This is a genomic window from Salinifilum aidingensis (genome assembly GCF_054782015.1).
Genome location: NZ_BAAGTH010000001.1, coordinates 633,530 through 654,859, shown reverse-complemented (window position 1 = coordinate 654,859; position 21,330 = coordinate 633,530). Strand labels below are relative to the sequence as shown.

The following is a 21,330-nucleotide window of genomic DNA, read 5'->3' as shown; positions in this document are numbered from 1 at the left end:
AACGACCCGACGATGTCCTGCTAGACCTCGATCTGCGGGTGCAGCCGCCCCGGCGTCCACATCCGGCGCCGCAGCATGGTCAGCGTCGTCAGCCCGAGGAAGACCACGAGCACGCAGCCGAGCACGACGAGATCGCGCACCAGGTGCTCGGTCAACCCGCCGGAGATCGTGACCCGCAGGCCGTCCACGAGGTAGGTCATCGGCAGGTACGGGTGGATCGCCTGGAACGGGGCCGGGGTGGTCTCCATCGGGTACAGGCCCCCGGAGGCGGTCAGCTGCAGGATGAGCAGCACCAGCGACAGCAGCTTGCCGACCGCGCCGAAGGCGGTGCGCAGGAAGTGGTCGATGGCGACGAACGCCAGCGCGGCCAGGCTCACCAGGCCGATCGTCCACCCCGCGTGCACGGGGTTCAGCCCGAGCCCGAAGTCCACCGCGGTGTAGAGGACCATCCCGCCGAGCACGCCCAGCGCCCCCGCGGGCAGGAAACCGCCCAGCGCCAGCGAGAGGACCGAGGCCCGCCCGGCCAGCGCGCGCGCGTTGAACGGTTGCAGCACCAGGTAGGCGAACAGGCCGAACACCCACAGCGCGATGCCGAAGAAGAACGGCGCGAGCCCGCGCCCGTACACGTGCGCCGGGTTCAGGTTCCGCTCCTCGATGGTGGTCGGCGAGCCCAGCACGTCCGCGGCCCGCGCCACCTGCGACGGGTCCGTCGGCGGGATGCGGTCGAGGCTGTCGGTGACCAGCTCGTGCAGCCGCTGCGCGCTCTCGCTCATCTGCTGGGCCCCGGTGTGCAGCGTCCGCGCCTGCGACTGCAGCGTCTGCAGACCGCTGACGATGCCGGGCATGCCTCCGGCCAGCTGCGACGTCCCGGTCGTCATCGTGTCGACGGGGGCGCGCACGGAGCGGACCTTCGCCTGCAGCTGGTCCATCCCGTTCTGCATGGCGACGGCGCGCTCGTTGGCCCCCCGCGCGGCGCGCAGCCCCTGCGCGGCCCGCTCGTCGGCGCGCGCCGCGGCCGCGGCGGCCTCGCGCGCCCGGTCGAGCGCCGCGGTGTAGGCGGAGTCCTCGCGCAGCTCCGGGTGGCGCTGGCCGAGGCGCTCCAACGCGTCCGCGGACTGCTGCGCCCGCGGCCGAACCGTTCCCGTCGCCTGCTTGACCGCCGACATGCCGCTGGCCGCGGTGTCGGTGGTGCGCGCCATCGCGTCCACCGCGCGGGGCAGCTCCCCGGCGGCCGCGTCGGTCAGCTCGGTCATCTGCTGGTCGAGCTGCCTGCTCGCCCGGGCCAGGGTGCTGACCCCGTCGGAGAGCCGTCCGGTGCCGTCCACGATGTCGCCGAGGCCCTCGCTGAGGTTGCTCGTGCCCTGCTCAGCCAGGTTCGTGCCGTCGACGAGCCCGCGCGTGGCCTCGGAAGCGGTGTTGAGCCGGTCGCGGATGCGGTCGAGCTCGCCGTACAGCGCCCGCGCGTAGCTGGTGTGCGCGGCCGCGTTGACCTGGTTCTGCAGTTCCGAGCGGACCGTGTCGGCCATGATCCCGGCGATGTAGCCGTTCGCGTCGTTCTTGGTGATGTGCAGCTGCGCCCGCTGCGGATCGGGTTCGCCGGCGGTGGCGAGCTTCGCGCTGAAATCGCGCGGCACCGAGATCGTGAAGTAGTACGTGCCGTCCCGGAGGCCCCGCTGCGCCCGGTCGCCGTCCACGAAGTGCCAGTCGAACGTGTCGCTGATCTTGAGCTGCTCCACGAACTGGTTGCCGGCGTCGATGACCTGGCCGCGGTACTCGACCGGGCGGTCGTTGTTGACCACCGCGACCGGGATGCGGTCCAACCGCCCGTACGGGTCCCAGTTCGACCACAGGTACAGCGCGCCGTACAGCAGCGGCACGAGGACCAGCACCACCGGGACGAGCCGCCGCAGCGGTCCCCGGAACCTGAGCAGCTCCAGCCGGGCGAGGGTGAACGCTTTCATCGGGGGTCCTCGACGGTCGGCAGCACCTCGGTGTCCCCCCGCCGGCCCCGCGGCCGGGCGTCCGGGACCGGCGCCTCGGTGCGCTCGTCCGCGCCGCCGGGGCCGAACACGTCGGCGGGAGGGGGGAGGCGGACCACGTCCACCGGCGTGGCGGGCGGGTCGGTGGCCGAGGCCACGACGGTCATGCCCGTGCGGGTCAGCGTGTGCAGCGCGCCCCACACCCGCGCCCGCTGCCCGAGCGGCAGTCCCGCTTCGACGTCGTCGAGGACGAGACCGGCGGGCCGGCGGGACGCGCACAGCGCGAGCGCGAGCAGCGTGCGCTCCACCGCGGGCAGCTCGCGGATGAGCGCCCGCGGGGTGAGCTCGAGCCCCACCAGCTCGCAGGCCCGGTCGAGGTCCGCGTCCGCGATCCGGTTGACCGAGCGGTGCTCGGCCACCGCCTCGCGGACGCGGTGGTTCGGCTCCAGCTCGAACCCGGGCGAGGCGCGCGCCGGGAGCACCAGGCGGCGCACCGCGCGCGCCCCGGAGGGCAGGATCTTCCCGGCGACCTCCAGGTGGCCGGCGAGGAGGCGCATCCGCCCGCACAGCGCGAGCAGCAGCGTGGTGCGGCCGGTGCCGCCCGGGCCGGTGATCACGGTGAGATCACCGGGCCGGACCTGCAGGTCGACGTTGGCGAACACGATGCCCTCCGGCCCCTTCGCGGTGAGCCCGCGTCCGAGGGCGGCGATCCCGTCGATCTCCATCGCGTTCCTCTCCCCGGGTGGCACCTGCGCGCCCGCGCCCGCCACCGCTGCGGGCGCGGTGCTCGGGACGCCGTCCGGAGGGGCGGCAGTGCCGGGCGGAGTCGGCAGTGCCCGGGCGCGGGCGGCAGCAGGCGCTCCGGGCGGCAACATTCCACAGTGGAGTATCGACCGCGCCGTGCGCAGCGGGGTGCAACCGGGGCCGGCGTGCTGCTGAAGGAACCCGAAAGGATGAGACCGGACGATCGGACCGCTGTCCGGGGCGGGAGGTCGGGGCAGCTGGAGCAGGTGGCTGCCCGATGTCGGGGATCCCGCAGCGAGGCCCCGTTCCCCCGCCCGCCCCGCTGCACCAGCCGGCCCGCGGACTCCCTAACCCCGCAGCGACTCGTGCTCCCCGGAGCGCGTGTCCACCACGGCGACGTCCCGGATGCCCGCGCGCACCGGCTCCACCGGGTGCAGCGCGGTGACACCGGCGGCCAGCTGCGCGCTCGTCAGCCCGCGGGCGAGCGTGCAGTGCGGGATCCACGCGCCCGGCAGGTAGTGCGCCGAGGGGGCGCGCACCCTGCCGGCGAGCACGTCGTGCACCGCCGAGTGCAGCGCGAGCACCTCGGTGTCCACCACCGCCGCCAGCAGCAGCACGTTGTCCGGATCGGGGAACGTGCCCAGCGTGTACAGCCACAGCTGCGGCACCGCCAGCACGGAGAGCTCGGAGCGCAGCGCGCGCCGCGCGGCCGCGGGGATCGACCCGGCCACGGCGAGCGTCACGTGCGGGCGCCCGCCGCCCGCCGGCACCCCCGCGTCCACGAGGCGTCCCCGCAGCGAGCGGACCGCCTCCTCCGCGGTCTCGTCGAGCAGCAGCTCCAGCGCGTCGGCCATCCCCGTCCTCGGTGCTCGCCGCGTCCTCAGCGCTCGCCGGGCAGGGCGAAGCGGCCGTCCTCGGTCTGCTCCACCAGACCGTCCACGAGCAGCGAGTGCAGGCAGCGGTCCCGCTGGCCCGGCTCGGACCACGCGGCGTCCAGGGCGGAGCGCTCGACCGGTCCGGGGGCGCCGCGCAGCACGTCGAGCAGCCTGCCGCGCACCTGCCGGTCCGTGCCGGCGAACTTCTGCACCTTCTTCGGCGGGCCCGCGTACTCCGGCTTGCCCGCGTGCACCCAGGCGCAGCCGTGCGCGACCGGGCAGATCTCGCACGCCGGCGAACGGGCGGTGCACACCGTCTGCCCCAGCTCCATCAGCGCCGCCGACATCCGCGCCGCCGTGCGGTCGTCGCGCGGCAGCAGCGCGTCCACGTCGTCCAGATCGCGCTTGCTCGCCGACGGAGCCGCGTCTCCCTCGCCGTGCACGGCGCGCGCGACGACGCGCCGCACGTTCGTGTCCACCACCGGCGCGCGGCGGCCGTAGGCGAACGCGGCCACGGCCCGCGCCGTGTACGTGCCGATGCCGGGCAGTGCCAGCAGCGCGTCCACATCGGCGGGAACCACGTCGCCGTGCTCGGCGGCGATCCGGCCCGCCGCCTCGTGCAGGCGCTGCGCGCGGCGGGGGTAGCCGAGCTTGCCCCAGGCGCGCAGCACCTCGCCCGGGCTCTCCGCGGCCAGGTCGGAGGGCTTCGGCCAGCGCCGCATCCACTCCTCCCAGATCGGCCGCACCCGGTTGACCGGCGTCTGCTGCAGCATGGTCTCGCTGACCAGCACGCCCCAGCCGGTCACGCCGGGCGCGCGCCACGGCAGGTGGCGGGCGTTGCGCTCGAACCAGTCGACGAGCTCGGTCGGTTCGAACGTCGGGTCCGTTGCGGGCGTCGCGGTCAACCTTCGGCTCCAGCCGTGGAGATCTCGGTCAGGCGCAGGCTCTCGATGTCCAGCACGAACCCGCGCACCGCGATCTCGGGCAGCAGGAACGGGCTCGTCCGCAGCTCGTGCACGCACCGGCGGACGTCCTCGGCGGTGTCGGTGTAGGTGCGCGCGCTCCACTGTGGACGGACTCCGGCGTCGGCGGCGAGCTCCGCGGCGAAGTCCTCGTCGGTGAAGCCGAGCATCCCGCACCCGGTGTGGTGCACGACCATGACCTCCCGGGTGCCGAGCTTGCGCTGGCTCACCGCCAGCGAGCGCACGACGTCGTCGGTGACGACGCCGCCCGCGTTGCGCAGCACGTGCGCCTCGCCCGGGCGCAGCCCGAACGTGGCGTAGCCGTCGATGCGGCAGTCCATGCAGGTCAGGATCGCCACGCGCAGCGAGGGCGGGGCGGGCAGCGTCGGATCCCCCGCGGGGGCGGAGGCGTTGCGGTGCAGCAGCTCGTCAGTGGTGCTCATCGGTGTTGCCCTCCTACTGTGATCACGATGCCCGGTCGGGCTCGGCCGCCTCCGCGCGGCGCAGGCGGCGCAGCGCGCCCCGGATGTCGTCGACTTCGGTGACCCGCATGCCCTCCGGCGGTTTGCCCGCTCCCGAAGGCACGAGGGCGTGCGTGAAGCCCATGCGCGCGGCCTCGGAGAGCCGGCGGCGCAGGGCGGTGACCTTGCGGATCTCGCCGGCGAGGCCGACCTCGCCGAGCGCCACGAGGTTCGACGGCAGCGGCACCCCGCGGCGCGAGGAGGCGATCGCCAGCGCCACGGCCAGGTCCGCTGCGGGCTCGAAGAGCTTGGTGCCGCCGACGGTCGCCGCGAACACGTCGTGGTTGCCCGTGTGCACGTTGCCGTGCTTGGTGAGCACGGCGAGCATCATCGACACGCGCGCCGAGTCGAGCCCGCTGACGTTGCGCCGCGGCATGCTCAGCTGGCTCTCCGTGGTCAGCGCCTGGACCTCGGCCAGCAGCGGGCGCTTGCCCTCGACCATGACGGTGATCGCGGTGCCCTCGACCTGCAGCTCCTGCCGGTTGAGGAACAGGCCCGACGGGTCGCGCACCTCGACGATGCCCTCGTCCTGCTGCTCGAAGCAGCCGATCTCGTCGGCCGGGCCGAAGCGGTTCTTCACCCCCCGCAGCATGCGCAGCGTCGAGTGCTCCTCGCCCTCGAACTGCAGCACCACGTCCACCAGGTGCTCGAGCGCGCGCGGGCCGGCGACCGCGCCCTCCTTGGTGACGTGCCCGACGAGGACCACGGGCAGGCCGCGCTCCTTCGCCAGCGCCACCAGCGCGGTGGTCACCGCGCGCACCTGGGTGACTCCGCCCGGTGTCCCGTCCGTCTCGGAGGACTGCACCGTCTGCACCGAGTCGACGATGAGCAGCCCGGGGGCGACGCCGTCGACGTGCCCGAGCACCCCGGACAGGTCGCTCTCGGCGCCGAGGAAGAGCTCGGGGTGCACCGAGCTGGTGCGCTCGGCGCGCAGCCGCACCTGGCCGGCCGATTCCTCGCCGGTGACGTACAGCGCGGGTGAGCTGCCCTGGGCCGCCCAGCGGTGCGCGACCTCGAGCAGCAGGGTGGACTTGCCCACGCCCGGCTCGCCGGCGAGCAGCACGACCGAACCGGGCACGATCCCGCCGCCGAGCACGCGGTCGAGCTCGTCGATGCCGCTGGCGACCGCGCGGGCCGACTCCAGGTCGACCTCGGCGATTGGGCGCGCCGGGGTGCTCGGCGCGCCCGCCGCGACCTGCTTGGTCTCCGCGCGGGCCGGGCGGGACTCGTCGATCGTCCCCCACGCCTGGCAGGACGGGCAGACGCCGACCCACTTCGCGACCTCGTGGCCGCAGTCCGCGCACCGGTACACGGGGCGCGCGGTGCGAGCGCTCTTCGGTGGCACGGCCCGAGACTAGTAGGCGGCACCGACGGTCCGGTCGGCGCCGGAGGGGATCACTCGGGCTGCGGGCTGCCGTGCTCGGGCCGCGGGCGGTGGTCCTGCCCGATCGGCACCTGCACCGTGATCTCCCCGGCCTCGGCGAACCGGAAGGTCACCGGGATGGTCACGCCGGGGCCGATCTCCTCGGTGAAGCCGTTGACGGTGATCGCGACCTCGCGCTGGTCGGGGTTCGACGTCGGCTGGACGTAGCCGGAGTCCTCGGTGCCCGGGGCCTGCTCGCCGTAGGCGTGCAGGGCGGTGTCGCCGGGCAGCTCGGTGGTGCCGCTGATGTCGACCGAGGCCGCGTACGGGCTGGAGGCCCCGACGAGGCGGTCGCTGGTCTCACCCGAATTGGCGATCATGAGCTGGACCGGCGCGGACGATCCCTGGGGGTAGGCGGTGCCGTCCTGCGGGAAGGTGAACTGCGCGTCCCGGACCGCGATGTCGCCGTTCTCCTTCGAGGCGCCGTTGACGGCCGCGACCTGGGTCTCCGTCTCCGTGGTCTGACCGGCGCTGCATCCTCCGAGGACGACGGCGGCGCCGAGTCCGAGTGCGGCCGGGACCAGTCGCAGGCGTGCGCTCTTGTGGTGCTGTGGGCGGATCACGGTTGCAGCGTCCCTCCCTGATAGCCGGACAACCCGGACCGAGCCTAGACCCCCGGTGCGGGCGTGGTGGTGCCAGGTCCCGAGGGCGGCGCGCAGGCGCCGGTGAGCGGGGGTGCTGCCCCGCCCGGGACGGCCGGGGCGTTCGGCACCGCCGCGGTTCCTCCCCGCCGCGCCCCCGGCCCGGGGTTCGCCCGGGAGGTGGCGATTTCCCGCAATGCGGACGGAGCGGGGGGCGGCGACCGGTTGCCGGCGCGCGTCCGGGCGGGCCGCGGCGTCTCCCGGACGCGGCCGCGGGGCCGGCGGCGACCGGGGTGCCCCCGGGGCGCTACCGCGGGGTGCTTCCGCGCGCTGATCAGCGCGTTCGCCGCCCGGAGCCGGGCGCGCGCGGAGGATCCGATGTGGGCAATCGTCCGGTTCACTCAATGTCTACTGTGGATTAAAACTGCCGCCGGATTCTCGTTGCTTGCACGATCACGAAGGGTTTGTCAACCCCTGTTCGCCTTCTGACCTGCGACGACGAACGCCGAGCCGCCGGTGGTGGAGTTGCTCGGCCGTGCTAGGCTGGACGAAGCGAAAGGGGCAGAGGACACATGGGTTTCAAGGTCGGAGAGACCGTCGTCTACCCGCACCACGGTGCCGCAACGATCGAAGCGATCGAGAACCGGGTGATCAAGGGTGAGGAAAAACAGTACCTCGTCCTCCGGGTCGCACAAGGTGACCTCACTGTCCGCGTCCCCGCTGACAATGCCGAAATTGTCGGCGTGCGGGACGTCGTCGGCCAGGAGGGTCTCGATCACGTCTTCGACGTGCTGCGCGCACCGCACACCGAGGAGCCCACGAACTGGTCTCGGCGGTACAAGGCCAACGTGGAGAAGCTCGCCTCCGGCGACGTGAACAAGGTGGCCGAGGTGGTGCGTGATCTGTGGCGACGCGAACAGGACCGCGGCTTGTCCGCGGGCGAGAAGCGCATGTTGGCCAAGGCCAGGCAGGTGCTCGTGAGCGAGCTGGCCCTGGCCGAGGGCACGGACGAGGACAAGGCCGAGAGCCTGCTCGACGAAGTCCTCGCCACCGCCGTGTGAGCACCGGGACCGGACGAGCGTGAGTGTTGTCGCGCTGGTCCCCGCGGCAGGCCGCGGGGTGCGCTTGGGCGCGGGCAAGCCCAAGGCGCTGGTACCGGTGAAAGGTGAGTCCTTGCTGTCCCGCTCGGTCCGGGGGCTGCTGGCCTCGGGCCGAGTGGGGCAGGTCATCGTCGCCGCTCCCGCCGAGCAGCGGGACGCGGTGCTGGCGGAACTGCCCGGTGCCGCCGGGGTGCACGCCGTGGTCGGCGGGGCCGAGCGCACCGACTCCGTGCGCCGCGCCCTCGCCAGCGTCGACGAGCTGGCCCCCGGCGCGCGCACCGTGCTCGTGCACGACGCCGCGCGCGCCTTCACCCCGCCCGGAGTGGTCCGCGACGTCGTGGACGCGGTCGAGCGCGGAGCTCCCGCGGTGGTCCCCGTGCTGCCCGTCGCGGACACCGTCAAGGAGATCGGCACCGACGGGGCGGTGCTGCGCACGGTCGACCGCTCCCAGCTGCGCGCGGTGCAGACGCCGCAGGGGTTCGCCCTGGACGTGCTGCGCCGCGCCTACGATGTCGCCGAGGACGTCGCCACGGACGACGCGGGGCTGGTCGAGCGCCTCGGGGAGCCCGTGGTGACCGTGCGGGGGAATCCCCGTGCGCTGAAGATCACCACGGAATTCGACCTCGCGGTCGCGGAAGCGGTCCTGGCGACCACGGACCACGGTGGGTGAGCACGTCGTGACGGACTACGCGGAAAGCCCGGTGCAGGAGGGGCGCGCCGCCGGGGCGAGCGTCCTCGTGCCGCGCGTCGGCCAGGGCGTCGACGTGCACCGGATCGAGCCCGGCAGGGAGTGCTGGCTGGCCGGGCTGCACTGGCCCGGGGCCGACGGGTGCGTCGGGCACTCCGACGGCGACGTCGCCGCGCACGCGCTGTGCGACGCCGTGCTCGCGGCCGCCGGGATCGGCGATCTCGGCGCGGTGTTCGGCACGGACGACGAGCGCTGGGGCGAGGCCCACGGGGTGGACTTCCTCGCCGAGGTCGGGGCGCGGCTGGCCGCGACCGGCTCCCGCGTGGGCAACGCCACGGTGCAGGTGGTCGGCAACGCGCCGCGGATCGGTGCGCGGCGCGAGGAGGCCCAGCGGGTGCTGTCCGGGGCGCTCGGCGGCTCCGTGTCCGTGTCCGGGACGACCTCCGACGGCCTGGGGCTGACCGGGCGCGGCGAGGGCATCGCGGCGATCGCGACGGCGCTGGTGATCGCAGCGGAGTGAGCGGCCCCGGGCCGCGGGGTGCAAGCTGGCGCACATTGGCGTGTGTCCGGCCCCGCGGTGCCCGTATCGTGGATCTCGTGACGATGCGCGCGGTGTTGTTCGACTTCTCCGGAACGCTGTTCCGCCTGGAGGAGGACGAGTCCTGGTCGGCCGATTTCACCGATGACTCCGGCCGGCCGCTGGACACCTCCGAGCAGGCCGAGATCATGCGGCGGCTGACCGCCCCGGCGGGGCAGGTGGTGCAGCTCGGCCAGGAGTTCGAGGACGCGTGGGAGAACCGCGACCTGGACCCGGTGCTGCACCGCAAGGTCTACATGGCGGTGCTGCAGCACTCGGGCCTCGACGAGGAGCAGGCCGCCTCGCTGTACAGCAGGCTGATCGACCCCGACCAGTGGACTCCGTACCCGGACGCGGTCGAGGTGCTGCGCCGCTGCCGGGAGGCCGGGCTGCGCGTGGCCGTGGTCAGCAACATCGCGTTCGACTTCCGCGCCGCCTTCGAGCGGACCGGTGCGGCCGAGTACGTGGACGAGTTCCTGCTCTCCTACGAGGAGGGCCTGGTCAAGCCGGACGCGAAGCTGTTCCTGCGGGCCTGCGAGCGGTTGGGCGTCGACCCGGTCGAGGCGGTCATGGTCGGGGACAGCGCCGAGGCGGACGGCGGTGCGACCGCGCTCGGGTGCCGTTTCGAGCTCGTCGAGTCCGCCCCGACCTCCGAGCGCCCCGACGCCCTGCGCACCGCCCTCGCCGATGTCCTCGCCTGAGCTCCCCGGCGGCTCCCGCCCCTGACGAGCCCCGCCGAGCCCGCCCCGCGTCGGGTGCCGGCCCGGCCCGCCGAGCTGAGCCGGCTCGCTGAATCGGGTCGGCCCGCCGAGTCGGGTCGGCCCGCTGGACCTCGAGGATCCGGCGAATCCGGACAGAAATCCGACAAGTTGACCTCGATCGTGTTGATTGATCTCGATCGTGTGGGGATAACTCGTGCTCCACTCGTGTGGGGACAGCTCACAATTTTGATGAAAATTGTGCTCTCTGGAACGGTTCCAGTTTGGGGTGAGCAGGTTCCCGCCGACGAGCAGGGGACGTTGTCCCCGCTGCCCGCCCCGCTGCTGGCCGTTGCCGGTGGGGCCGCGGTTTCCCGGCGAGGCCGTGGCTCGGGGCGGGGTCGTGGTTCCGAGTGGGGTCGTGGTCTCCCGACGGGGCCCGTGGTCGCGGGTGGGGCGCTGCCGCTGCCGGGCGGGCGCCGTGCGGTGGTGGGCGCCGATGCCCGCGTCCGCGCCCCGTACCATCGGGGTTGTGAGCCTGCACCTGCATGACACCGCGACGCGGACCACGCGCGAGTTCCAACCGCGCCAGGACTCAGTGGCGTCGATCTACCTGTGCGGTGCCACTGTGCAGGACATTCCGCATGTCGGCCACGTCCGCAGCGGGCTGAACTTCGACGTGCTGCGCCGGTGGATGCAGCACACCGGCTACGACGTGCGGCTGGTCCGCAACGTCACCGACATCGACGACAAGATCCTCACCAAGGCCGCCGACGCGGGCCGGCCGTGGTGGGAGTGGGCCGCCACGCACGAGCGCGCGTTCGAACGCGCCTACGACCAGCTCGGCTGCCTGCCGCCCTCCGCGCTGCCGCGGGCGACCGGGCACATCACGCAGATGGTCGAGCTCGTCCAGCGGCTGATCGACGCCGGGTACGCCTACGCGGCCGACGGCGACGTGTACTTCGCGGTGGAGACCTTCGCCGACCGCTACGGCAGCCTGTCCGGCCAGCGGCTCGAGGAGATGCAGCAGGGGGAGTCCGGCGGCGCCAAGCGCGATCCGCGGGACTTCACGCTGTGGAAGTCCGCCAAGCCGGGCGAACCGAGCTGGCCGACCCCGTGGGGTGCGGGCCGGCCCGGGTGGCACCTGGAGTGCTCGGCGATGGCCACGTACTACCTGGGCTCGGAGTTCGACATCCACGGCGGCGGGCTGGACCTGGTCTTCCCGCACCACGAGAACGAGCTGGCCCAGTCCAACGCCGCGGGCGACGGGTTCGCGCGCTACTGGATGCACAACGCCTGGGTCACGATGAGCGGCGAGAAGATGTCCAAGTCGCTCGGCAACACGTTGACGATCCCGGCGGTGCTGCAGCGCGTGCGCGCGTCGGAGCTGCGCTACTACCTCGTGACGCCGCACTACCGGTCGACCGTGGAGTTCTCCGAGGCCGGACTGGCCGAGGCGGTGTCCACGTACCGGCGGATCGAGTCGTTCGTGCGGCGCGTGGTGCAGCGCACCGGCGCTGTGGACTTCGGCCCGGTTCCGGACGAGTTCCGCGCGGCGATGGACGACGACCTCGGCACGCCGCAGGCGATCGCGGTGGTGCACAACGCGCTGCGCGACGGCAACGCGGCGCTCGACAGCGGTGACGAGGGCGCCGCCCGCGGGGCGGCCGCCTCGGTGCGGACCATGACCGACGTCTTCGGCCTGGACCCCCTCTCGCCGCAGTGGGCCGAGGCGCGCGCGGACGACGCCGCGCGCCGAGCGCTGGGCGAGCTCGTGGACGACCTGCTCCAGCAGCGCCAGCAGGCCCGGCAGAACAAGGACTTCGCCACGGCCGACGCGGTGCGGGACCGGTTGCAGGCGTGCGGAATCGCCGTCGAGGACACTCCTGACGGTCCGATGTGGACATTGAAGGACGGGTAGGACTTGGCAGGTAACGACAGGCGCCGCGGTGCCACGAGCAAGAAGAAGAAGGGGATGGTCGTCGGCTCCGGCGGCCAGAAGCGCAAGCAGATCAGCAAGGGGCGCAAGCCGGTCCCGAAGGCCGAGGACCGCGCCAACCACCCCGCGCACAAGCGCAAGCAGGCCAAGGTCGCGGCCGAGCGCGACAAGGAGCAGCGGCGCGAGAAGAAGGAGAACGCCCCCGAGATCGTCGCCGGCCGCAACCCGGTCGTGGAGTGCCTGCGCGCGGGAGTGCCCGCCACGGGCGTGTTCGTGGCCTACGGCATCGACACCGACGACCGCGTGACCGAAGCCGTGGAAACCGCGCGCACGCACGGCATCGCCGTCGTCGACGCGCCGCGGACCGAGATCGACAAGCTCACCGGCGGGGCGAACCACCAGGGCTTGGCGCTGAAGGTGCCGCCGTACAAGTACGGCGACCCGGAGGACGTGCTCGAAGCAGCGCAGAACTCGGGCATGGCCCCGCTGATCGTCGCGCTGGACGGCGTCACCGATCCGCGCAACCTCGGCGCCGTGGTGCGTTCCGCGGCCGCCTTCGGTGCGCACGGCGTGATCCTGCCGCAGCGGCGCAGCGCGGGCATGACCGCCGTGGCGTGGCGCGCCAGCGCGGGAACTGCGGCGCAGCTGCCGGTGGCGCGGTGCGTCAACCTCACGCGCACGCTGAAGGACCTGAAGAAGGCCGGGCTGATGTGCGTGGGCCTGGACGCCGACGCGGACATCAGCTCCGACGATCTGGAGCTGGCGACGGAACCGCTGGTCGTCGTCGTCGGTTCCGAGGGTCGGGGGCTGTCCCGCCTGGTCCGCGAGACCTGCGACCAGACCGTGTCCATCCCGATGGCCGGCAGCGTCGAATCGCTCAACGCCTCCGTGGCCTCCGGCGTGGTGCTGGCGGAAGTGGCGCGCCGCCGCCGCACCCGCTGAGCGGTGCGGGGCCGGGTCGGTGCGGGGCGGCCCCGTGCCGGGCGGCCCCGCGCGGCGTGACCGGCCCGGCGAGCGGTCGCGGATTCGGGAAGCGGCGCGGGTGCTGCCGCGCTCCGCGGGACCCCGGCGCAGCACCCCACCGGGGCGCGACACCGCCCGAGGGCGCCCCGCTCGGGCGGTGCACCCGCGCGACGTGCCGACTACGTGCCGCGCATGTCCCCGCGGAGGTCCAGGTCGCGACCTTCGCGCGTGGCCAGCACGCAGGCCCCGGCGGCGAGGAACGACAGCGCCCACGCGGTTCCCAGCAACCACAGCTGCCCGTCGGCCAGCAGGACCAGTGCGGTCGCGATCATCGGTGTGAAGCCACCATCCACCGTGGACGCGGTCTGGTACGTCAGCGACGCGCCCGTGTAGCGGACGCGGGTGGGGAACAGCTCGGCGGCGAACGCGCCGAAGGGCCCGAAGATCACGCCCTGGATCACGCTGTTGGCCAGGAACAAGGCGAGGGCGAAGCCCCACAGCGCCTCGGTCTGCAGCAGCCACAGGATCGGGAAGGCCAGTACCGCCCCGGCGAGCATGCCGCTGAACATCACCGGTCTGCGCCCGCGCCGGTCGCTGGCGCGGGAGGCGAACCACACCAGCACGGCGGTCAACGTCGCACCGACGGCCTTCACGTTCAGCACGGCGGTGCGGTCCAACCCCGCGTCGATGACGTAGGACACCGCCCACACCGTCATCAACCCCTGCACGGTGTAGGAGCTCATCCCGGCGATCACGCCCAGGGCCCAGTTGCGCGGGTAGGTCGTGACCACTTCGGTCAGCGGGATGCGGCGCTGCTCCGCGGTCTTCTCCAGCTCCGCGAACAGCGGGCTCTCGACGACCTTCAGGCGCACCACGAGCCCCGCGATGATGAGCAGGGCGCTCAGCAGGAACGGCATCCGCCAGCCCCACGCGAGGAACTGCTCGTCGGGCAGCGTGGAGAACGCCGACACCGCGAGGGTCGCCAGCACCGCACCGGCGGGACCACCCATGTTCGCGAAGCTCGCCGCGAAGCCGCGGCGCGAGTCCGGTGCGTGCTCCAGGGCGATGAGCATCGCTCCGCCCCACTCGCCGCCCACCGCGACTCCCTGGAGCATCCGCAGCAGCACCAGCAGCACGGGAGCGGCCATGCCGATCTGCGCGGTCGTCGGCAGCAGTCCGATCGCCATCGTCGCGGCGCCCATCAGCACCATGGACACCACCAGGACCGTCTTGCGGCCGGCGCGGTCACCGAAGTGCCCGAGGACGACGCCGCCGAGCGGGCGCGCCACGTACCCCACGGCGAGCGTCCCGAAGGAGGCGAACAACCCCACTCCCGGCGTCAGAGCCGTGAAGAACACCTGGTTGAACACGATGCTCGCGGCCATCGCGTACAGGATGAAGTCGTAGTACTCGATGGAACTGCCGATGAAGCTCGATGCCAGGATCCGCCGCAGCTGTCCGGTGTTGACGCTGTCCGGGCGCGTTCCCCTCGTTTCAACGGGATTCTGCGTCATGGTGCGGCCTCACTTCGGTGCCGGGGTCGTCGAGCCGATCGGGAGGACGTCCAGATCGGACGGAACGTGGAACGCTCCGTCGAAGTGCCCGGCCGCTTTCCACCACACGGCGCGGGAGGCGTTGCCCGGGACGAGGTGGTGCAGCGCCAGCCCCCTCGCACCGGCGCGCTTCGCCAGTGCTGCCGCGTCTTCGGGGCTCGTGTGCGAGCGGTGGTGGTGGTCGATCGACGCTTGGCTGAACTCGTCCGCGTGCGCGGCGTACGTGCGCCGCACCCAGTCGAAGTCGATGGCCTCGTGCAGCAGCAGATCGGTGTCCTCCGCGATCCGCACGAGGTTCTCGCACGGGGCGGTGTCGCCGGAGATCGTCACCGATCCCGCGTCCGTGTCGAAACGGAACGCGTACGCGGGCGCGACCGGCGGGTGGTGCACCAGGATCGCGGTGACCCGAACCCGCTCGTCCTGGTAGACCTCGAACGGTTCCATCGGCGGATCCGGGCGGTCATCGGGGTCGAAGTCGCACCCCTCCGGCAGCGCGATGTCCGCGCAGTCGAAGCACTGCAGCGGCGAGGGGCGCAGCGCGCCGAGCACGCGGTAGTTCAGGTCGGTCGCGTGCGCGGCCATCAAGTGGTGGAACATCGAAACCGTGCCGCCCGTGGGGTTCTCCGGGAACAGCGGTTCCGGAGGTGTTGCCGCGCGGGCGGAGACCGGTGGCAGGGCGCCCCGTTCGCCCGGCCCCAGGACGTGCACCGGTGGCAGTCCCCGGTCGGCCCGGTAGAACAGGCCGAACACGGCCAGCTCGTCGAGGTCCACGGTGTGGTCCGAGTGCAGGTGGGTCAGGAACACGGCGCGCAGCGCGGAGATCGGCAGTCCCGCCCTGACGAGCTGGTGCCCCGCGTTGCGCCCGCAGTCGACCAGGTACACCGCGTCTCCGACGACGACCGCCGTGGCGATCCCCGCCGAGTGGTGCTCTGTCATGCCTTCCCACCACCGCGGCCCCCCGACGGTGCCGAGGGTGACCACGTGGGGTGCGCGGGTTTCGCCGGTGAGCGCGGATGCCATGAATCCTCCCGGAGCAGCGGGGTGGCGCGGACCGCCGGCGCTGAGCGCGCGGCGCACGCTCCGGTGTCCGCACCACCGGACAGCGACGTGACCCATTGCACAGCCGGCGCTGCGGTGGCACAAAGACCGGTTCGGCGCCCCTCCGGATAGCAGTTCGCTATGGCGGGCGGGCACCGCGCGGCGCCGGGACCGCTACTCGCCGCGCAGCAGCAGCTCCCGGAACTCCCGGGCGGCCGGGGACAGCCGTCCGGCGCGGCGCAGCAACCGCAGCTCGCGGTGCAGCGGGGGCGAGGTGCGGGCCGTCACGGCGCCCTTCAGCGCGGCGATGTCCGCCAGCGGTGCGGGCAGCAGCGCACATCCGGCGCCGGCGACCACCAGGTGCAGCGCCGATTCCCGGTGGGAGACTTCGACGACGAGCCGCAGCGACGCGCCGCGCCGCCGGGCCTGCTCCTCGAGGATGTCCCGCCCCACGGTTCCGGGGACTCCGGTGACGAAATCGCGCGCCAGCAGCTCGTCCCAGGGCATCTCCCCGGTGGGCGGCGGGGGCGAACCGGGCGGCAGGACCGCGACGAAGTCCTGGTCGCCGATCCGTTCGGTGGCCAGTTCGGGGTCGGGTTCCCCGGCGGCGTCGGCGACGCCGAGCTCCGCCTGCCCGGAGGCCACGCTGTCCCGGACGGCGGCGCGCTCCTCCGGTTGCACCAGGCGCAGCGTGATGCCCGGTCGTGCGGTGCGGAACCGGCCGATCACCGGTGCCAGCGGGTCCAGCGCGAGCGTGGGCAGGCTCGCGATGTCCAACCGCCCGGACCGCACCCCGGCGACTTCGTGGACCAGCGCGCGGCCGACTTCGAACTCGCGCAGCGCGTGGCGGGCGGAGTCCAGCAACGCTTCCCCGGCCGCGGAGAGGCGGATGCCGCGGGGGAGGCGGTGGAACAGCTCGGTTCCGAGCTCGCGCTCCAGGGTCTTGATCGCCCGGGACAGGGATGGTTGGGCCACGTGCAGCGCGTGCGCCGCAGCGGTGAAGCTGCCGTGGTCCGCGACAGCGGTGAAGTACTCGATCTGACGGCGTTCCACTCGCGCCCCCGACGAACTGCTCGGCCCCGACGGCGGTGTCGGCATCGCGCGAACGTACCCGATCGCGGAGCGCCCCCGCTGCGTTCGGTTCCCGCGCGGCAGCTCACCTCGGAGCCGGCGGCAGGCGGGTCTGCGGCCGCGCGTCGAGCACCGCAGTGCTGAGCGGTGCGCGAGTCGGGATCAGGCGGACCGGCCCGGCCGGTTCGGGGTGGTCAGCTCCGCGCGGTGCGCCCGGCCCTGCGGCCGCGGCGGAAGATCAGGCCCCGCTGCACCGCGAAGTTGCACGAGGTGGCGAGCGCCTGCGCGAGGAACCAGCACAGGGTGATCTTCCACGGCATCTCCGGCAGGGAGTACCGCAGCGCGGCGTAGGCGCTGACGTTGAGGCAGAAGGCCAGGCCGTAGGCGCCGGTCACGCTGACCACTTCGCGCGCGTCGCGCCGGGCCGCGAACGTCCAGTTGCTGTTGATCGCGTAGCCGACCGTGCTGCCCAGGACGAAGCTGATCGCCTTCGCCAGTTCGGAGAGCAACCCGGCGCGGGTGAGCAGCTGGAGGCTGCTGTAGTCGGTGATGCCGGCGACGGCGCCGGCGAGGCCGAAGCGGAGCAGTTGGCGGACCAGCCCGAGCCGCGCGGTCGGAGCGGCGGCGGTGCCCGACGCCCCGGCGCGCGCCGGGGCCCTGGTGTCCGTTGTCAACCTCTCCTCCAGCTCACCCGTGCCGCCGCGACGGGCCGCGGTGCCGCGGTCGGCGTACCGGAAGGACGCGCTCCGGGTCAGGGTAAGGATTCCCCCCGCCTCGTGTCCTCCTCGTCCGGATTCCTCCTGTGACCGCCCCGGTGCGCACCGTGCCCGGAAGGCCCGGTCGCGCGGTGTTCCGGAGGTGCCCGCGCGTGTCCGGCCGGGTGCTGGATCTCGCGGAGTGGCGGGGAATTCTCCCGGCGCCGGCCGCTCGTGTGCGCGCCGTCCGTCGACGACCGGCGGTGCGCAGCGCCTCCGCGCACCGAGCCGGCTGCTGCGCCGGGGTGTGATCAGCATCGCCGCTGTGTCGCATCCCACGATCGGGTGGCAGCGGTCGACCGGAGGGCGGGGACCGACCAGGCATCAGCGACCCCGCCGGGCCTCAGCGGCGCGGGATCATCACCCACAGGACCAGGTAGATCACGAACTGCGGGCCAGGCAGCAGGCAGGAGAGCACGAATGCCAGGCGCACCAGTCCGCGCGGCAGGCCGAACCGGTCGGCCAGGCCGGCGCACACGCCGGCGATCCACGCTCCCGAGCGCGGGCGGATGAGTTCGTTCGCACGTGCCGTCATGCCCCCATCCTCCCGCGGCTGAGGGGCTCGGGGATCCGGGACGAACCCTGAGAACACCCCGGCGCAGCCCGCAGCCCGCAGCGCGCCGCGGCACCGGTGCACCCGGGGCCCCGGCACGCGCCGCGGCGCCCTCACGCCGCGCGGGACAGGCGCCGCAGCCGGTGCGTCCCGAGCCCGCGGCAGACCAGGTAGATGATGAACGAGATGCTCGTGACGAACGCGCTCACCGGCGCCCCCGGGGCCAGGGAGAGCACGATCCCGCCGAGCGCGGCCGCTTCGGCGAACACGACCGACAGCACCGTCGCCACCACCGGGTTGGCGGTCACGCGCGCGGCCGCCGCCCCCGGTGTCACCATCAGCGCCATCACGAGCAGCGCGCCGACGGTGTACACGCCGAGGGCCGTGGCCACGCCGACGAGCACGGCGAACACGGGGGTGAGCACCCGCGCGGGAACACCGCGCGCACCGGCCACGTCCGGGTCGACGCTGGTGAACAGCAGCGGCCGGTAGAGGCAGGCGAACACGACGAGCACGACCGCGGCGCTGGTGCTCAGCAGGGCCACGTCGAACGAGTTCACGCCGACGATCTGCCCGATGAGGATGCTGAACTTGTTGGCCGTGCGTTCGGAGTTGAGCCACAGCAGCAACACGCCCACGCCCATGCCGAAGGACAGGATCGCGCCGATCACCGAGTCGCGCTCCGTGCCGCGCTGCCCCAGCAGTCCCAGCAGCAGCGAGGCGATCACGGCACCGACCAGCGATCCCACGCCGACGCTGATCCCGAGCAGCAGCGCGGCCGCGGCCCCGGTGAAGGCGAGTTCCGCGGTGCCGTGCACGGCGAACGACATCTTGCGGGCCACCACGAGCGGGGCCAGGCAACCGGAGACGAGCCCCAGCGCGGCCGCGGCGAGCAGCGCCTGCTGCACGAACGGGTAGGCGAGCAGTTCGCCGGTCACCGCGAAGTCGAACATGCCGCCGAGGTCCTCACCCAGCGAGTTCACGCGTCCTCCTGCTGCACGTGGTGCGCGGCGCCGTGCGGTTCGGCCGCCGCGGTGTCCTCCGCACCGGCGATCACCAGCCGGTTGCCGACGCGGGCCACTTCCACGTCGGTTCCGTACAGCTCGGACAGCGTCGCCGAGTTCATCACCTCGTCGGGCGTGCCGAGCCGGAACCGGCCGTCGGCGAGGTAGAGCACGCGGTCCACCACCGGCAGCACCGGGTTGATCTCGTGGGTGACGAACAGGACCGCGGCTCCGGTCCCGCGGGCCTGCCGCGCGATGAGTTCGCTGACCTTGCGCTGGTGCGCCAGGTCCAGCGACAGCAGCGGCTCGTCGCACAGCAGCACGTCGGGATCGCCGACGAGGGACTGCGCCACGCGCAGCCGCTGCTGCTCCCCGCCGGAGAGCAGACCCAGCGGCACGTGGCCGTAGGCGGTGGCCTCCACCGCGCGCAGGGCCGCGTCGACGCGCTGCTTGCGCCGGCGCCGGTTGCGCCAGCCGAGGCCCCAGCTGTGCCCGTCCAGCCCGAGGCCGACGAGGTCGCGGCCGCGGATGGTCACCGTGGTGTCCACGGCCCGCTGCTGCGGGATGTAGCCGATGCGGTCGCCGCCGCGGCGCACCGGCCCGCCCGCGATCTCGGCGGTGCCGCTGCTCAGCCCGGTCAGCCCGAGCAGGACGCGCAGCAGGCTCGTCTTGCCGGTGCCGTTCGGGCCGAGGACGGCCACGAACTCGCCGGGATGCACGTCCAGGTCCAGGTCGTCCCAGAGGGTGCGGGCGCCGTAGCGCAGGCCCGCACCGCGGAGCCGGACGGCGGGCGCGGTGGTGCTCTCCGCGGGCGCGGTGGTCGCCAGTGGTCGGGAGCGTGTCACTCGGGTCCCTTCGGTGTGCGCGGGGTGTGCCGGTGCGGGGGTCACGCGTTCAGCGCGCGGGCGAGCGCGTCGACCTGCCCCCGCATCCACGGCACGTACTCGGACCGGTCCTGCGGCAGCGTTTCGGACATCTGCACCACCGGGATGCCGTTGTCCGCGGCCTTCTGCCGGACGTCGCGGGTCACGGGGGACTCGGTCTGCGGGTTGTGGATGACGGCGGAGGCGCGGCCGGAGGACACGGCGTCGTCGATGGCGGCGACGGCGGCCGCGGACGGGTCGTTGCCGGCTTCGACCGCGTTGACGAACTCCTGCGGCGTGGTGTCGCGCAGGCCGGCTTCCTCGACCAGGTGGTCGGCGATCGGTGCGGTGACGATGACCTGATCGCCCCGGTGCGCCTCGCGGATCTCGGCGACCCGCTCGTTGAGGCCGTCGATCTGCTGGCGGAACTGCTCGGCGTTGCGCCGGAACTGCTCGGCCGACCGCGGGCGCAGCTCGCCGAGCTTCGCGGCGACCTCGTTGCTCACGTCCGCGACCGCGTGCGGGTCGTACCAGATGTGCTCGTTCCCGCCGGCGTGGTCGTGGCCACCGTGCTCTTGGCTGCCGTGCTCGTGGGAACCGTGGCCCTGCTGCTCGGCGTGGCCCTGCTGCTCGGCGTGGCCCTGCTGCTCGGCGTGGCCCTGCTGCTCGGCGGAGCGCTCCCCGTGGCCGTCCCCTCCGTCGGGCTGGCCGTGCTCGTCCTGCTGCTCGGCGCCGTGGTCGTGGCCTCCGTGGTCGTGGCCGCTCCCGCCGTCGAACGCCTGGATGGTGGGTGTGCGCTCACCGGTGGAGGAGACGATCTGCGGCATGAACTCGTCGTAGCCGCCGCCGTTGAACAGGACGAGGTCGGCATCGCTGACCGCGGCAGCGTCCCGCGGGGTGCTCTCGTAGGAGTGCGGGTCGGTTCCCGGGTCGTCGATGATCGACTCGACGTCGACCTGCTCGCCGCCGACCGCCCGCACCACGCTGCCCCACACGTCGGTGGAGGTCACCACCGACGGCTTGCCGTCGGAGCCGCCGCCCTGCTCGCCGCTGCCGCAGGCGGTCAGGACCAGTGCGGTGGTGGTGACGCCGGCCAGGGCCGTGGTGGTGAGTCGGTACCTGCGGCGCGCCATGTGCGCACGGACGGTCATCACTGGGCTCCTCGATCGAATGAGATCGCCACGAATGGCTGAGCAACATGCCACGACACGACAAACGGAAATCGTTGTCATGTGCAGTTTAGGGCTCTGCTGGCCGCTGGCGCCATCCGATCGAGGTATTTCGTGTCACAACTCGCGGGGAAATGCCCGGTCAGCGCATTTCGCATGCGCACTTCGGCATGCGTTCCGCTTTTCGAGCGGCGGGACTCCGCGGGTCCGGCGCGATTCCCGCATTCCGCATGCGCGCATTCGCATATTTTCACGATCCGCCGGTTGGTGAATT

The 21,330-nt window shown here is 73.2% G+C and carries 21 protein-coding genes; 6 read left to right on the top strand and 15 right to left on the bottom strand.

The genetic code is table 11. The features are described 5' to 3' along the window. Positions 1-20: 20 nt before the first annotated feature. The 7 genes from ACYVJE_RS03010 to ACYVJE_RS02980 all read right to left on the bottom strand — a co-directional run bounded on the left by ACYVJE_RS03010 (position 21) and on the right by ACYVJE_RS02980 (position 7,067). Complete coding sequence (locus ACYVJE_RS03010) at positions 21-1,961, bottom strand: YhgE/Pip family protein (RefSeq protein WP_461143130.1); 1,941 nt, start codon at positions 1,959-1,961, stop codon at positions 21-23. Then, positions 1,958-2,704, bottom strand: a complete 747-nt coding sequence (locus tag ACYVJE_RS03005; protein ID WP_461143129.1) for an ATP-binding cassette domain-containing protein — start codon at positions 2,702-2,704, stop codon at positions 1,958-1,960. Before ACYVJE_RS03005 ends, ACYVJE_RS03010 begins: the two co-directional genes overlap by 4 nt. 366 nt (positions 2,705-3,070) lie before the next feature. Continuing rightward, complete coding sequence (locus ACYVJE_RS03000; protein ID WP_461143128.1) at positions 3,071-3,577, bottom strand: 2'-5' RNA ligase family protein; 507 nt, start codon at positions 3,575-3,577, stop codon at positions 3,071-3,073. Positions 3,578-3,603: 26 nt separating this feature from the next. Continuing rightward, entirely contained in the window at positions 3,604-4,425 is an 822-nt protein-coding gene (locus tag ACYVJE_RS02995) for an HhH-GPD family protein (protein ID WP_461143162.1), read from the bottom strand. 74 nt (positions 4,426-4,499) lie between these two features. Next, complete coding sequence (locus ACYVJE_RS02990; protein WP_459158051.1) at positions 4,500-5,003, bottom strand: beta-class carbonic anhydrase; 504 nt, start codon at positions 5,001-5,003, stop codon at positions 4,500-4,502. 22 nt (positions 5,004-5,025) lie between these two features. Then, a complete protein-coding gene (gene radA, locus ACYVJE_RS02985; protein ID WP_461143127.1) occupies positions 5,026-6,426 on the bottom strand; it encodes a DNA repair protein RadA in 1,401 nt (466 codons plus the stop codon). Between the two features lie 50 nt (positions 6,427-6,476). Next, positions 6,477-7,067 (bottom strand): copper chaperone PCu(A)C, encoded by a 591-nt coding sequence (locus ACYVJE_RS02980; protein WP_461143126.1) that lies wholly within the window; start codon positions 7,065-7,067, stop codon positions 6,477-6,479. A gap of 590 nt (positions 7,068-7,657) precedes the next feature. On the opposite strand from ACYVJE_RS02980, the gene ACYVJE_RS02975 reads away from it, so the two are divergent. From ACYVJE_RS02975 to rlmB, 6 genes are all read left to right on the top strand, one after another. Continuing rightward, positions 7,658-8,146: a CarD family transcriptional regulator gene (locus tag ACYVJE_RS02975; protein ID WP_459158054.1), complete on the top strand. Its 489-nt coding sequence runs from the start codon at positions 7,658-7,660 to the stop codon at positions 8,144-8,146. A gap of 19 nt (positions 8,147-8,165) precedes the next feature. Next, positions 8,166-8,855: a 2-C-methyl-D-erythritol 4-phosphate cytidylyltransferase gene (gene ispD / locus ACYVJE_RS02970; RefSeq protein WP_459158055.1), complete on the top strand. Its 690-nt coding sequence runs from the start codon at positions 8,166-8,168 to the stop codon at positions 8,853-8,855. 67 nt (positions 8,856-8,922) lie between these two features. Then, positions 8,923-9,393 carry a 2-C-methyl-D-erythritol 2,4-cyclodiphosphate synthase gene (gene ispF / locus ACYVJE_RS02965; protein ID WP_459159886.1) on the top strand — a complete coding sequence of 157 codons (471 nt, stop codon included), beginning with the start codon at positions 8,923-8,925 and terminating at the stop codon, positions 9,391-9,393. 77 nt (positions 9,394-9,470) lie between these two features. Then, complete coding sequence (locus ACYVJE_RS02960; RefSeq protein ID WP_461143125.1) at positions 9,471-10,151, top strand: HAD family hydrolase; 681 nt, start codon at positions 9,471-9,473, stop codon at positions 10,149-10,151. A 529-nt stretch (positions 10,152-10,680) separates the two neighbouring features. Then, entirely contained in the window at positions 10,681-12,069 is a 1,389-nt protein-coding gene (cysS, locus tag ACYVJE_RS02955; protein WP_461143124.1) for a cysteine--tRNA ligase, read from the top strand. Between the two features lie 3 nt (positions 12,070-12,072). Further along, positions 12,073-13,029, top strand: coding sequence for a 23S rRNA (guanosine(2251)-2'-O)-methyltransferase RlmB (rlmB, locus tag ACYVJE_RS02950; RefSeq protein WP_459158058.1), 957 nt, complete (start codon positions 12,073-12,075; stop codon positions 13,027-13,029). A gap of 200 nt (positions 13,030-13,229) precedes the next feature. Here rlmB and ACYVJE_RS02945 read toward each other — a convergent pair whose 3' ends face one another. From ACYVJE_RS02945 to ACYVJE_RS02910, 8 genes are all read right to left on the bottom strand, one after another. Continuing rightward, positions 13,230-14,564: an MFS transporter gene (locus ACYVJE_RS02945; protein WP_461143123.1), complete on the bottom strand. Its 1,335-nt coding sequence runs from the start codon at positions 14,562-14,564 to the stop codon at positions 13,230-13,232. Between the two features lie 9 nt (positions 14,565-14,573). Beyond that, on the bottom strand, positions 14,574-15,623 hold the full coding sequence (locus ACYVJE_RS02940) for an MBL fold metallo-hydrolase (RefSeq protein WP_461143122.1): 1,050 nt from the start codon (positions 15,621-15,623) through the stop codon (positions 14,574-14,576). 192 nt (positions 15,624-15,815) lie between these two features. Then, complete coding sequence (locus tag ACYVJE_RS02935) at positions 15,816-16,739, bottom strand: LysR family transcriptional regulator (RefSeq protein WP_459158061.1); 924 nt, start codon at positions 16,737-16,739, stop codon at positions 15,816-15,818. A gap of 167 nt (positions 16,740-16,906) precedes the next feature. Then, entirely contained in the window at positions 16,907-17,386 is a 480-nt protein-coding gene (locus ACYVJE_RS02930) for a GtrA family protein (RefSeq protein WP_459158062.1), read from the bottom strand. 424 nt (positions 17,387-17,810) lie between these two features. After that, positions 17,811-18,002 (bottom strand): PspC domain-containing protein, encoded by a 192-nt coding sequence (locus ACYVJE_RS02925; protein WP_459158063.1) that lies wholly within the window; start codon positions 18,000-18,002, stop codon positions 17,811-17,813. A gap of 131 nt (positions 18,003-18,133) precedes the next feature. Beyond that, entirely contained in the window at positions 18,134-18,973 is an 840-nt protein-coding gene (locus tag ACYVJE_RS02920; RefSeq protein WP_459159887.1) for a metal ABC transporter permease, read from the bottom strand. A 26-nt stretch (positions 18,974-18,999) separates the two neighbouring features. Continuing rightward, positions 19,000-19,869: a metal ABC transporter ATP-binding protein gene (locus tag ACYVJE_RS02915; protein ID WP_461143121.1), complete on the bottom strand. Its 870-nt coding sequence runs from the start codon at positions 19,867-19,869 to the stop codon at positions 19,000-19,002. Positions 19,870-19,910: 41 nt separating this feature from the next. Then, positions 19,911-21,038, bottom strand: a complete 1,128-nt coding sequence (locus ACYVJE_RS02910) for a metal ABC transporter solute-binding protein, Zn/Mn family (RefSeq protein WP_461143120.1) — start codon at positions 21,036-21,038, stop codon at positions 19,911-19,913. Positions 21,039-21,330: the final 292 nt, after the last annotated feature.